A 12,357-nucleotide genomic window follows, 5' to 3' on the forward strand; every position below is an offset into this window, starting at 1 on the left:
TCGCCAACCGGGTTCGGTTCACGGGGTACTTCGCGTTTCATCGAGTCACACCCCCACCTTCCCTCCCACGGAGGCGCGCTCATGACTCGGAACCACTTCCAGCCGTCCCGGCGGACCGTGCTCGGCGGGGCCCTCGCCGCCCTCGCGGTCACCGGCACGGGCACGGCACAGGCCGCGCCCGGGGCCGCCGCCTGGCCGAGCGAGTTCCCGCTGCCCGACGGGTGGCTCCCCGAGGGGATCACCATAGGCAGCAGGCCGTACGCGTACATGGGTTCACGCGCCGACGGCTCGATCTACCGCACCGACCTGCGCACCGGCGAGGGCGGGGTCCTGCACAAGGGTGGCACCGGACTCGCGTCGATCGGCCTGAAGCTGGACGGCGACGGCCTGCTGTACGTGGCGGGCGGCGCCGGAGGGACCGCGAAGGTCGTCGACGCGCGCAGCGGTGAGCTGCTGACCACGTACCAGCTCACCCGGAACGCCGCCCCCTTCGTCAACGACGTCGTCCTGCACCGGGACCGCGCCTGGTTCACCGACTCCCGGGACGCCGTCCTCTACGGCGTCCCGCGCGGCCGCGAGGGCAAGGTCCGCGCCCTCCCGCTCACCGGCGAGTGGGTGCAGGCACCGGCCGGGACCAACAGTGCCAACGGCCTGGTCGCCACCCCCGACGGACGCGGCCTGATCGTCGTCAACGCGGGCCAGTTGTACACCGTCGGCATCCGGACCGGTCACGCCACCAGGGTCGCGCTGGTGGGCGCGACCGACGTGACCAACGGCGACGGCCTGGTGCGTCTCGGGCGCACGCTGTACGTCGTCCAGAACCGGCTGAACAAGATCACCGTCTGGGACCTCGACCGGACCGCCACCACGGCGACCCTGCGCGGGACGATCACCGACCCCCGCTTCGACGTCCCCACCACCGCCGCCCGCTTCGGCAACCGCCTCTACCTCGTCAACGCCCGCTTCACCAGCCCGCAGACGCCGGAGACGACGTTCAACGCGGTGGCCGTGTCGCTGTGAGGGGTGTGGCTCCGGCGGCCCGTGCGCAGTGCGGCCAGTCGCCGAAGTCGCGGTCCTGGCTCCACAGCCGTCTGGCGGCCTGGATGTTCCACTCCGGGTCCAGCGCCTGACGCGGGGTACCGCCCAGTTCGCGCAGCCGGGCGTCGGAGATCTGGAACAGGCCCCAGTTCCGGGTGCCGTTGGTGTTGGGGAGGATGTGCAGCGGGTCCAGGAAGGACTGGCAGTCGGCGATGGCCACCGCCTTGTCCGGCACCTCGGGGAACACCTCGCGGACCCGCTGCCGCACCTTCTCCTGCGACCACACGCTCATCCGGACCCGTGAGGCGTACAGCGCCTTCTTGGTGGGTTCCCCTACGACGCCGTTGGGCTGAATCCCGGCCAGCACCTGGAAGGCGGTGACGCGGCGCAGGGTCTGCGGCCCGAAGTCGCCGTCGACGCCGATGTCCGCGCCCTTGGCGTGCAGCAGGCGCTGTACCTCCCGCACGCACTCGTCGTGCTCGCCCATGGCGATCACGGGTGGGCAGTTGGCCGAGAACAACGGCCGGTCGTCGCCGGAACCGCGCCCGCCACCGCCGCTTCCGGACGGCGTCCGGGCGCTGTACAGCGCCCACGCGGAGACGCTGAGGGCCGCGAGGATCGCGGCGGTGACGACGGAGGTGCGAAGGCGGCGCCGGCGGGACCGGCCGGCGGGCTTGGGGGCCGGTTCGGGGTCGGGCTCCCGGGCGATGCCAGGGACCGCTCGCCCCTCGCCCCCGGGTTCCGCCATGTCAGGGACCGCTTGCCCCTCGCCCCCGGGTTCCGGCTTCTCTTCCGCCCCGTTCTCCGCTTCTTCCGCTTCCTGAGGTGCTTCCTGCCGCTCTTCCGCTGTCGCCGCCTCTTCCTCGGCTCTGGCCGCCGCGGTTCTCGCCGCGTCCGCCAGGGCCCACAAGCGGTGCAGGGTGCGGAGTTCCTCCGGGGTCGCGCCGCAGACCGTGGCCAGCCGGTGGACGCTGCCGTAGTCCTGGGGCACCGACGTGCCACGGCAGTAGCGGTGCAGTGTCGAACCGGCCAGGCCGGACTTCCTGGCGAGTGCCTCGTAACTCAGCCCGGACCGGCTCTTCAGCGAACGCAACAGCGCGGCGAACCGCTCCGTTTCTGGGCATGCGGACATCGGGTCTCCCCCCTTGGATACCCCCACGGACGCTGGTCGGGCGTCTCGGAGCGCCACTGTGCCACCAAAGGCATCCCATGGCCGTCCCAACGGTTCCGGAACGCGCCAGTTGACCGGCGTCCCGTCCGTCCCGGCATCCCAGCCGCCCCCGCTGTCCTTGCCCGGCCAGGTCGTGCCTTGCCAGCGTCAGGCCGTCCGAACGACCGGCCCCGACCTCTCGAGGAGACAGGCTCATGCGCCTTTCCGTCCGCAGGAACTCCCGCACCACACCGCTGTTCGCGGTCCTCGCCGTCAGCGCCGCCGCGATCACCACCCTGGCCGTGCCGTCCTCCGCGTCGGCCGCCCCGGCCGCTCCCGCGGCGGTGGACTGCGCGACCGGGCACATCTGCTTCTGGACCGGCGCCAACTTCACCGGCAGCAAGTGTGCGTGGGACGTGGCCGACCCCGACTGGCAGGGCGGCGCCGTCAGGTGTTCCTGGGCCGCCACGACCAACGTGAAGTCGGTGTGGAACGCCGGCACCGGCGACTACAGCGGCGTCGCCTACTACCGGGGCGCCAACTACAGCAACCGGGTCGGCTGCACCCGGCAGCAGCACGGCGGCAACCTGGCCGGTACGTACAAGGTCCGCTCCCACCAGTGGATCAGCGGCAGCTGCGGCTGACGCACCCGGGGAACCACACGCGGTGGCGTGCACGCCTGCTCCGGCGTGCACGCCACCGCGGTTTGTCCCGCGTGGGGGTCATCCCAGGAGGGATGAGCGGGACTGCTCCTCCGGGAGGGGCCGCGTGTCGAGGTAGAACCACTCGGCGTCGGCGGTGGGCCAGGGCGACGGCTCCCCCGCCTCGGCCGGCCCCTCCCCCATTTCGGTGACCGGGCGCCTGGGCAGTGGTGCCGTCGCCGGGGCTTCCCCCGCGGACGCGGCGGCACGGGAACCGGCCGGCTCGGCCCGCCTGGCCTCCCCGGGCATCAGCAGTTCCACCCGGAGCCCCAGTCCGCGCTGCTGGGCGGTGAACTCCTCGACCTGGCTACGGCAGGCGTGGTCCAGGTGCGTCACGCCGGTCAGGTCGAGCCGGATCCGCGGCTTCCCGGACGCGGCGGCCGCCTCCAGCGCCTCGATCACCTTCGGCAGGCGCAGGAACGTGGCGTTGCCGGCCATCACGACCTTGGCCGTGTCCTCCTCCATGTGCTGGCGGATCACGGTCTGCGACATGCGCAGCGCGGCCAGCACGATCCCCGCGGCGACACCGAACAGCACGCCCTCCAGCAGCGCGGTCGCCACGATGACCAGCGTGGTCAGCGTCATCACCGCGAACTCGCCCCGGTCCTGCCGCCACATCTTCGGGAACTCGGCGGGCGCGAACAGCTTCCAGCCGCTGTGCACGAGGACACCGGCGAGCACCGAGATCGGGATCAGCGCGAGCACCTGCGGCAGCAGCAGCGCGAACGCGAGCAGCCACAGGCCGTGCAGCGTACGGGAGAGCCGGGTCTTGGCCCCGGCCTGGACGTTCGCCGAACTGCGCGCCACGACCGCGGTGATCGGGAGTGCGCCGAGGACGCCCGCGACGGTGTTGCCGACGCCCTGGGCGACCAGCTCGGTGTTGTAGCGGGTGCGCGGGCCGCTGTGCATCCGGTCCACGGCGGCGGCCGTGAACAGGCTCTCGGCGGACGCGATGACCGTGAAGGTGAGGATGGCGGTGATGATCGCCCCGTCGGTGAGCGCGCCGAACTGCTCCGCGCCCGGCAGGCTCACGGACGCGAGCAGGTTGCCCACCTGGAGCGTCTTCACGTCCACGCCGGGCAGCGCGGCGACCACCATGCCGATGCCTACGGCGACCAGCGCGGCCGGGATCTTCCCGGCCGGGCCGGGCACCTTCTTCCACACGAAGCTGAGCACGATCGTGACGATGCCGAGCAGCGTGGCGATCATCGCCTGCGGGTTCGTCAGGACGCCGGCCAGCAGCCCGGGGACCCCGGCCATGTTCTCGATCGCCGCGCCGGGGGCCTTGGCGTCGGCCATCGGATAGACCTGGCTGAACATCAGCGGCACGCCGATGCCGGCCAGCATGCCCTGGACGACGGCGACCGAGGTGGCCTGGAACACCCGGCCCAGTTTCACCAGTCCCAGGACGATCTGCAGGATGCCGGAGAACAGCACGATCACGCCGAGCATGGCCACGCCGACGTCGGCGACGGTGTCCGCGACGAGCGCGGCGAGCCCGGCGGCCGGCCCGCTGACCTGGAGCGTACTGCCCTTGACCGCGCCCACGACCAAGCCGCCGATCACCCCGGAGATGATCCCGAGCTCGGCCGGAACCCCGGAGGCGACGGCCACACCGATGCACAGCGGCAGCGCGACGAGGAAGACGACGAGCGAGGCGGTGATGTCGGTGACGAGGTCCCCCTTGCCCCCGGCCTTCCCACCCATCCCCTGCGCGCCACCCGTCACCTTGCGCACGAGCCCGCCCAGCATTCCTTCGCCGGCACCTCCTGCCGGGCCACCGGCAGAGCCACCCCCTGCCGGGCCTACGGCAGGGCCGCCCTTCGCCGGACCTACGGCAGGGCCACGCCCCGGACGGCCCCCGGGCTCCCCCGCCGCGCCTCCCGACACACCGGCCCGCCAATCCGCGGCACCCCCTGCGGAGCCACCCGACCGCCAGTCGCCCCCACCCTCGGAACGACCGCCCGACCCCCAGTCCGCGACGGCGTCCGAAGACCCGGCCGACCGCCAACTCCCCGTGCCCTCCCCGGGGCTACCCGGCCCCCACCCCGGAGGATCCCCGACCGAACCACCCGGCCCCCAGCCAGAATCGGCCTCCGCCGACCCGGCCGAGCGCCAACCCCCTGTGCCCTCCCCGGGGCTACCCGGCCCCCACCCCGGAGGATCCCCGACCGAACCACCCGGCCCCCAGCCAGAATCGGCCTCCGCCGACCCGGCAGACCGCCAACTCCCCGTGTCCTCCCCCGGACTACTCACCTCCCAGCCCGCAGCACCCCCCACCGGTCCGCCCGCCCCCCAGTCGGCAACGCTCTCCGCCGACCCGGCCGACCGCCAACCCCCCGTGTCCTGCCCGGAACCGCTCGCCCCCCAGTCCGAGACACCCCCTTCGGGCCCAGCCACCCCCCGGTCCGCCCTACCTCCCCCCGGGCCGGCCGCCCGGCCCCCCTGTGCGGCAGCACCCCGTGCCCGTCCCCGCGCATGCGCCCCGCTCATGCGGCATGCACCCGGAACGAGCCGTCGTCGCCGCGTTCGTACACGAACCCCGTGTCGACCTCGTAGTACCAGCCGTGCAGCCGCAGCCGACCCGAGTCGAGGCGCTGCCGTACGACCGGGTAACTCCGCAGTGCGGCGAGCTGGTTGACGACGTTGCCCTGGGAGACCTCCGGCAGTGACGGGTCGTCCGGCGCGGTCTCCAGGACGGAGGTCAGCTCCGGGCGGGCGATGCGGAGCCAGGCGTCCACGCCGGGCAGTCCGGACAGGTCGTCGCCGGACTTCAGCGCGCCCATCGCACCGCAGTGTGAGTGACCGCACACCACGATGTCCTGAACCCCGAGCACCTCCAGTGCGTACTCGATGGTGGCCGCCTCGCCGGAGGCCCCGGGCCGTCCGTAGGGCGGCACGATATTGCCCGCGTTGCGCAGCTCGAATATCTCGCCGGGCCGCGCACCGGTGATCAGCGCTGGAATGACCCGCGAATCCGAGCAGGTGATGAAGAGCACCTCCGGATATTGCCCTTCAGCCAGTTTCCGGTATTCGCCGCTGTCGAAATCGATGCGCGTCCTGAACGTGCGGGCCCGGTCGAGCAGTGCCTTCAACTCCGCCTCCTGAGCTGGGGTTTCTCCATCTGCACCCCACCGTAGACGGCCGACCTACAGAGGAAGGTTAAGCGAACTCCAGAACCCGGCCAGGAATTGAACATTCTTTGTCGGGATACCCTTACCAACGGTCATCTTGTAGCGTGTGAACTCCAGGGCAGAGAATGGGAATTCACGCTGCCCGGATTCATGCCGGCTCACGGAGAGACAGGACGTATGGGCATACGAGTGCTGCTCATCGAGGACGACGAGACGATCGCCGAGCCGCTCACCGAAGGCCTTGGCCACTTCGGGCTGACGGTCGATCATGTCGCCACGGGCACGGACGGACTGAGAGGCCCGTACAACGACGTCGTCCTGCTCGACCTGGGACTGCCCGACATGGACGGCATCGACGTCTGCCGGGGCATCCGGCAGGTCTCGGACGTCCCCATCGTCATCCTCAGCGCACGCGGCGAGGAGGCCGACCGCGTACTGGGCCTGGAACTGGGCGCCGACGACTACCTGGCGAAACCTTTCAGCGTACGGGAGCTGGTGGCCCGGGTCCGTGCGGTGACCCGGCGCACGCAACGCGCCCACCAGGCGTTTCCCGAGGCACCGGGTGCATCGGGCACACGGGGCACGCCCGAGGCGCAGCCACAGCCCCAGTCGTCGTACGACCCCACCCCCGCACCGCCACCCCCGTACGAGCCGGCCCCGCCCATGTCCTACGAAGCCCCCGCGGCAGCCTCGTACGACCCTGCCCCCGACCCCCCGCACGACCCGGGCCCGCTCGTGGTGGACCGCCGTACCCGCCAGGTCTGGGTCGGCGAGGTCCCCGTCCTGCTCACCCCCAAGGAGTTCGACCTGCTGGCGCTCCTCAGCGAGGACCCGGGCGCGGTCTACTCGCGCCAGCAGATCCTGGACCGCGTCTGGGACCCGCACTACGACGGCCCGACCAAGACCCTGGACGTCCATGTCGCCGCGCTGCGCCGCAAGTTGGGCCATCCGGCGTGGATCCGGACGCTGCGGGGCGTCGGTTTCCGGCTGTCCGTGCACACCGGGCCGCACGCCCCGCAGGTGGCCTCTCCGTGACCCGCCGGCTGCTGCTCAGCTACCTCAGCCTCGCCGCGCTGGTGCTGCTCTGCCTGGAGATCCCGCTGGGCTTCGTCTACTCGCGCGGGGAGCGGGAGCGGGTGGTCAACGCGGCGAAGGACGAGGCCGAGTCGGTCTCCGCGTACGCCGCGCTGTCCCTCGCGGCGGGGCGGGCCGAGCTGGACCTGCCCGCGCGCGTGGCGCACTGCGCGCAGCGCATCGGCGGGAAGGTGGTGATCGTCGACGCCTCGGGCGCGTCACTCGCCACCTCCCACCCGACGGACCCCGCGATGTCCGGCAATCTGGCCGCTCGGCCGGGCATCGCGGCCGCACTGCGGGGCACCTCGACGGTGGACGTCCGCACCTCCACCATCGGCGGCGTCGAGTACCTGTCGGTGGCGGCGCCGGTCGGCCAGGAGGCGCGGCCGGTGGGCGCGGTGTGGCTGACGGTGCCCACGCGCATGGTGCACGAGCGCGTCCACCACGTGTGGCTGCTGCTCGCCCTGGGCGGCTTCGCCGTACTGACCGCGGTCACCGTGGTCGGCTTCGCCTTCGCCCGCTGGACGAGCCGCCCCATCATCGAACTGGAGCACGCCACGCACGAGTTGGCCGAGGGCGGCGGCCGGTTCACCCCGGTGACGATCACGAAGGGCCCGCCGGAAGTCCGCAGCCTGGCCGCCGCGTTCAACCACACCGCGGCCCGGCTCGCCCATCTGCTCGCCTCCCAGCGGGCGTTCGCGGGCGAGGCCTCGCACCAGCTGAAGACGCCGCTGGCGGCGCTGCGGCTGCGCCTGGAGAACCTGGAGCCGGACATCGCCGCCCGGGCCCGGGGCAGCCTCACCGCCGCCGTCACGGAGACGGACCGGCTCGCCCGGATGGTCGAGCACCTGCTGGCGATGGCCCGGCTGGAGGAGCACGCGGCCATCCCCGCCACCGTCGACCTGGGCGCGCTCTGCACGGAACGGCACCGCACCTGGCAGCCCCTGTTCGCACGGGCGGACGTCTCCCTCGTGCTCTTCGCGGGGAGCGTGGGCCCGGTGCTCGCGGTGCCGGGAGCCGTCGAGCAGATCATGGACAACCTGCTCTCCAACGCGCTGCGGGCGTCCCCGGCCGGCAGCACCGTCACCATCGAGCTGCGCCTGCACGCCCCGTCCCGCCGGGCCCTGCGGGACAGCCGCCCCCGCTGGGTCGACCTGCACGTCACCGACGAGGGCCCGGGCATGACGGAGGAGCAGCGCGCCCGCGCCTTCGACCGCTTCTGGCGCGCCCCGGGCGCTCCCAAGGGCGGCACGGGGCTCGGCCTCGCCCTGGTGCAGCGGCTCGCCCACGCCAGCGGCGGCGAGGCGACCCTGCACGCGGCGGCGACGGGCGGCCTGGACGTGGTGATCCGGCTTCCGTCCGTACGCCCGCCGGTCGAGGGGCCCGGACCGGGCGGCGACCGGTCGAGGAGGCCGAGACGGGAGGCACCGGCGCTGCCCGCGTGAGAACGCGCAGGCGGCCTCGCGGGACACACAGGCGGCATCACGAGGCATAGCCCGGAGATCGGTCCCCTGGACACGTCGGTACAGCCCGGTGAAACCAGGTCACGATCACGCTCGCCGGCCAGGCCGGCTGACTGCGGGCAGCCGCCCTCGGCACTCAGTTCGGGTCGGCGTTTCCGGTCACCACGTCGACGGCGTGGCGGCGGTGTGCGGCGAAGAGGCCGAGCGCGGTTTCGGTGTCGCGGGAGCGCAGCGCGGTCACGAGCCCCTGGTGTTCGCGCGGGATGCAGCCGAGGTACCCGTCGGTACTGAGGTTGATCCGGGTCAGCAGGAACAGGTGGACCTGGCACCGAATTCCGTCCCAGGCGTCGGCGAGGCGCTGGTGGCCGGCGGCGGCGAAGACGGCGTCATGGAAGGCGATGTCCAGTCTCACCATCTCGTGGGCGTCCGATACGTGCTTCATGACCTCGGCTGCCTTGGCGAGGGACGCGATGTCCTCGTCCGAGGCGCGCGTGATCACTTGGCGGACCGCCAGGTCTTCCAGTGCGCCACGCAGGCTGTCCAGCTCCGCGACATCCTCAGGAGACACCGTCGTCACTGTGGTCCCGCGGTGCCACGCGCAGTGGACCAGCCCCTCGCGCTCCAGTACGCGCAGTGCTTCACGTACCGGGCCGCGGCTGACATCCATCATGGCGGACAGTTCCACCTCGCGAAGCTGAGCGCCGGGGGCGTAGACCCCACTGAAGATGGCCTCCCGGATCCGGTCTGCGACCTCGTCCGACAGGCCACGGCGGCGGGCCGGAGACACCTTGCGCTGATCACTCATGCCTGACTTGCACCTCCTCGAGCTACGTCCTAATGTTAACATCACGTTATTGTCTCATTGTTAACATTAGGACAATGGGAGACCCCGTTGGGACCCACTCCCGGAAAGGCAGTGCCGTGACTGTTCTCGACTCCCCGATCCCCCGGTTCCACCTGGCCGTGCCGGTCGACGACCTGGCTGCCGCGCGTCGCTTCTACGGCGACGTGCTGGGTCTGGCGCAGGGCCGCAGCGCGGACACCTGGGTGGACTGGAATCTGCACGGCCACCAGTTCGTCACCCATCTGGCACCTGAGCGCGCGCAGCGGATACACAACCCGGTCGACGGTCACGACGTCCCGGTGCCGCACTTCGGGCTGATCCTGACGATCCCCGCCTTCCAGGAGCTCGCCAAGCGGCTGCGCACGGCAGGCGTCGAGTTCGTCATCGAACCCTATGTCCGCTTCGCGGGCCAGAAGGGCGAGCAGCACACGATGTTCCTCCTCGACCCGGCCGGCAACGCCCTGGAGTTCAAGGCGTTCGCCGACGACTCCCAGGTGTTCGCCGCCTGACCGGCGGCCACCGCACCCCTTTTCCCCCCCCACGAAAGACGGGACGAACTCATGAAGGTGTTCCAGATCGGCGCTGCCGGTGGAGTCGGCCGCCGCCTCACTCAGCTCCTCATCTCACGCGGGGACTCGGTCACCGGCATGCATCGCGGGCCCGCTCAGGGCGAGACCGTGCGAGAGGCCGGCGGGACACCGTTGATCGGTGATCTCATCACCGACGCGGTCGACGACCTCGCGCAGAAGATGCAGGGCCATGACGCGGTGGTCTTCTCGGCCGGCGCGCACGGCACCGGCATGGACAAGACGACCCTCATCGACGGCAAGGGCCTTCAGAAGGCCGCCGACGCGGCCGCGCTCGCCGAGGTGACGCGGTTCGTCCTGGTCTCGGTGTTCCCCGATGCGCTGCGCGGCGGCGAGGCCGGTGAGGGCTTCGAGCACTACATCAAGGTCAAGAAGAGCGCCGACGTGTACCTGACGCGCACTGATCTCGACTGGCTGATCGTCCGTCCCGGAACCCTCCTGGATAGCCCCGGCAGCGGCCGGGTCACGGCGGGCCCCGCCGTCGAGTACGGCGACGTGCACCGCGACGACGTCGCCGCGTTCATCGACGCCGCCCTCCACGAGCCGCGCCTGAACCGCGTGATCGTCGAGCTCACCTCCGGCGACACCCCCGTCGCCGACGCCGCGGCGCAGCTCGCGGCCGCCTGACCTCCCACCCCGGTCGACCAACGCACCACCAGCAAGGAGTAGCACCATGACCGCCATAGATTCCTACAGCCACGACGTTTCCGGTGAGAAGGAGTTCGGTTTCGCCCAGGCCATCAAGGTCGGCGAGACCATCTACGTCTCCGGGCAGCTCTCGCACGACGCGGCGGGCAACTTCCTCCACCCGGGCGACTTCGACGCTCAGCTGAGGCAGTCCTACGCCAACTTCGAGAAGGTGCTCTCCCACTACGACGCCACGCGCAACCAGGTCGTCTCCGAGACTCAGTTCATCGTGGACCTGCCGAAGTACAGCATGGCGATGGCCGCGGCGAACCTGGCCTATTTCGGTGACCACCGCCCCACCAGCTCCACCATCGGCGTCGCTTCGCTGTTCTTCCCGGGTCAGCTCATCGAGGTCAATTTCGTCCTCGACACCCGCCTGCCCGCCTGACGATGGCCCCGGCACGGGCCGGGTGACGCTGGCCGAGCGGACCGCCACCGTCCCCGTCCCACGTGCGGACGCCGCGGCTTCCCGCACCGTCCGCTGAGCGCCTCCCGCCCCTCTCCCCCTCAACACCGGCCTTCCTGCGGCCTGCCCTCCCCCACCCGAAAGAGAAATACCGTGAGCACGCTGTTCACCCCCCTCACCCTGCGATCCCTTCAGATACCCAACCGGGTCTGGATGTCCCCGATGTGCATGTACTCCGCCGCCCCCGAGGGCGAGGAGACCGGCGCGCCGACCGACTTCCACCTCGCCCACCTGGCCTCCCGCGCCGCGGGCGGTGCGGGTCTGGTCATGGCCGAGGCCACCGGTGTCCGGCCCGACGGGCGCATCAGCCCTTGGGACCTGGGCCTGTGGAACGACCGCCAGCAGGAAGCGTTCACCCGCATCACCGAGGCCATCAAGGCGCACGGTGCCGTCCCGGCCATCCAGCTCGCCCACGCCGGCCGCAAGGCATCGGTGGACAAGCCCTGGCTGTCCGACCGCCACCTGACCGGGTCCGAGGGCGGCTGGCAGCCCGTCGCCCCCAGCGCGATCGCCTACGACGGACTCGCTGACCCGCACGAGCTGACCGTGGAAGAGATCCAGCAGCTCGTAGGCGACTTCGCCGACTCCGCGCGGCGCGCACTGGCCGCCGGGTTCCAGGTCGCCGAGGTGCACGGCGCCCACGGCTACCTGATCAACTCCTTCCTCTCCCCGGCCTCCAACCACCGCACCGACGCCTACGGCGGCAGCTTCGAGAACCGGATCCGCTTCGCCCTGGAGGTCGTCGACGCCGTCCGCGCCGTGTGGCCCGAGGACCTGCCAGTCTTCTTCCGCACCTCGGCCACCGACTGGCTGACCGAGAACTCCGAGGACACCCGCGAGGGCTGGACCGGGGACGACACCGTCCGCCTCGCCAAGGAACTCCAAGCCCACGGCGTCGACCTGCTCGACGTATCCACCGGCGGCATGGTCCGCGACGCCAAGATCGTCGCCGGGCCGAACTACCAGGTGCCCTTCGCTGACCAGGCCCGCCAGGCAACCGGCATCCCCACCGCAGCCGTCGGCATCATCACCGAGCCGCAGCAGGCCGAGGACATCATCACCAGCGGGCAGGCCGACGCCGTATTCCTCGGCCGCGAACTGCTCCGCAACCCCTACTGGGCCCAGCACGCCGCGCTCGCACTCGACGCCGAGCCGACCTGGCCGGACCAGTACGCCTACGTCGTCAAGCGCCGCAAGCACTGACCTCCCCACC

The 12,357-nt window shown here is 71.6% G+C and carries 12 protein-coding genes; 8 read left to right on the forward strand and 4 right to left on the reverse strand.

The genetic code is table 11. The features are described from left to right. Positions 1-81: 81 nt before the first annotated feature. Entirely contained in the window at positions 82-1,020 is a 939-nt protein-coding gene (locus OHU35_RS13730) for an SMP-30/gluconolactonase/LRE family protein (RefSeq protein WP_405505394.1), read from the forward strand. Here the strand turns inward: OHU35_RS13730 and OHU35_RS13735 are convergent. Next, entirely contained in the window at positions 995-2,170 is a 1,176-nt protein-coding gene (locus OHU35_RS13735) for a helix-turn-helix domain-containing protein (RefSeq protein WP_359896125.1), read from the reverse strand. The genes OHU35_RS13730 and OHU35_RS13735 overlap by 26 nt on opposite strands. Before the next feature lie 233 nt (positions 2,171-2,403). On the opposite strand from OHU35_RS13735, the gene OHU35_RS13740 reads away from it, so the two are divergent. Further along, positions 2,404-2,832, forward strand: coding sequence for a peptidase inhibitor family I36 protein (locus OHU35_RS13740; protein ID WP_189725035.1), 429 nt, complete (start codon positions 2,404-2,406; stop codon positions 2,830-2,832). 78 nt (positions 2,833-2,910) lie between these two features. On the opposite strand, the gene OHU35_RS13745 is transcribed toward OHU35_RS13740, so the two are convergent. Together OHU35_RS13745 and OHU35_RS13750 are read right to left on the reverse strand one after the other, a co-directional pair. Then, the gene (locus tag OHU35_RS13745) at positions 2,911-4,641 is read right to left on the reverse strand and encodes a SulP family inorganic anion transporter (protein WP_405505397.1); all 1,731 of its coding nucleotides are present in this window, start codon (positions 4,639-4,641) and stop codon (positions 2,911-2,913) included. A 737-nt stretch (positions 4,642-5,378) separates the two neighbouring features. Then, positions 5,379-5,984, reverse strand: a complete 606-nt coding sequence (locus tag OHU35_RS13750; protein ID WP_189723326.1) for a carbonic anhydrase — start codon at positions 5,982-5,984, stop codon at positions 5,379-5,381. A gap of 216 nt (positions 5,985-6,200) precedes the next feature. Between OHU35_RS13750 and OHU35_RS13755 the strand changes: the two genes are divergently transcribed. Together OHU35_RS13755 and OHU35_RS13760 are read left to right on the forward strand one after the other, a co-directional pair. Continuing rightward, a complete protein-coding gene (locus tag OHU35_RS13755) occupies positions 6,201-7,058 on the forward strand; it encodes a response regulator transcription factor (protein WP_405505399.1) in 858 nt (285 codons plus the stop codon). Continuing rightward, a complete protein-coding gene (locus OHU35_RS13760) occupies positions 7,055-8,542 on the forward strand; it encodes a HAMP domain-containing sensor histidine kinase (protein WP_189723329.1) in 1,488 nt (495 codons plus the stop codon). Before OHU35_RS13755 ends, OHU35_RS13760 begins: the two co-directional genes overlap by 4 nt. Before the next feature lie 154 nt (positions 8,543-8,696). On the opposite strand, the gene OHU35_RS13765 is transcribed toward OHU35_RS13760, so the two are convergent. Beyond that, positions 8,697-9,365, reverse strand: a complete 669-nt coding sequence (locus OHU35_RS13765; RefSeq protein ID WP_189723331.1) for a GntR family transcriptional regulator — start codon at positions 9,363-9,365, stop codon at positions 8,697-8,699. A gap of 116 nt (positions 9,366-9,481) precedes the next feature. Here OHU35_RS13765 and OHU35_RS13770 point away from each other — a divergent pair, with 116 nt between their 5' ends. From OHU35_RS13770 to OHU35_RS13785, 4 genes are all read left to right on the forward strand, one after another. Then, positions 9,482-9,913, forward strand: a complete 432-nt coding sequence (locus OHU35_RS13770) for a VOC family protein (RefSeq protein WP_189723333.1) — start codon at positions 9,482-9,484, stop codon at positions 9,911-9,913. A 51-nt stretch (positions 9,914-9,964) separates the two neighbouring features. Then, positions 9,965-10,618 carry an NAD(P)H-binding protein gene (locus OHU35_RS13775; protein WP_189723335.1) on the forward strand — a complete coding sequence of 218 codons (654 nt, stop codon included), beginning with the start codon at positions 9,965-9,967 and terminating at the stop codon, positions 10,616-10,618. 46 nt (positions 10,619-10,664) lie between these two features. After that, positions 10,665-11,066 carry a RidA family protein gene (locus OHU35_RS13780; protein WP_189723337.1) on the forward strand — a complete coding sequence of 134 codons (402 nt, stop codon included), beginning with the start codon at positions 10,665-10,667 and terminating at the stop codon, positions 11,064-11,066. Between the two features lie 171 nt (positions 11,067-11,237). Continuing rightward, positions 11,238-12,347, forward strand: coding sequence for an NADH:flavin oxidoreductase/NADH oxidase (locus OHU35_RS13785; protein WP_189723339.1), 1,110 nt, complete (start codon positions 11,238-11,240; stop codon positions 12,345-12,347). The last annotated feature ends 10 nt before the right edge of the window (positions 12,348-12,357 follow it).

Origin of the sequence: Streptomyces purpurascens (genome assembly GCF_045040895.1) — a bacterium.
Lineage (GTDB): Bacteria > Actinomycetota > Actinomycetes > Streptomycetales > Streptomycetaceae > Streptomyces > Streptomyces purpurascens.

Bases quoted from the DNA above. Each gene is read 5' to 3' on its own strand.
- OHU35_RS13730 (WP_405505394.1), top strand. From the start codon at position 82: ATGACTCGGAACCACTTCCAGCCGTCCCGGCGGACCGTGCTCGGCGGG.
- OHU35_RS13735 (WP_359896125.1), bottom strand. From the start codon at position 2,170: ATGTCCGCATGCCCAGAAACGGAGCGGTTCGCCGCGCTGTTGCGTTCG.
- OHU35_RS13740 (WP_189725035.1), top strand. From the start codon at position 2,404: ATGCGCCTTTCCGTCCGCAGGAACTCCCGCACCACACCGCTGTTCGCG.
- OHU35_RS13745 (WP_405505397.1), bottom strand. From the start codon at position 4,641: ATGCTGGGCGGGCTCGTGCGCAAGGTGACGGGTGGCGCGCAGGGGATG.
- OHU35_RS13755 (WP_405505399.1), top strand. From the start codon at position 6,201: ATGGGCATACGAGTGCTGCTCATCGAGGACGACGAGACGATCGCCGAG.
- OHU35_RS13765 (WP_189723331.1), bottom strand. From the start codon at position 9,365: ATGAGTGATCAGCGCAAGGTGTCTCCGGCCCGCCGCCGTGGCCTGTCG.
- OHU35_RS13775 (WP_189723335.1), top strand. From the start codon at position 9,965: ATGAAGGTGTTCCAGATCGGCGCTGCCGGTGGAGTCGGCCGCCGCCTC.
- OHU35_RS13780 (WP_189723337.1), top strand. From the start codon at position 10,665: ATGACCGCCATAGATTCCTACAGCCACGACGTTTCCGGTGAGAAGGAG.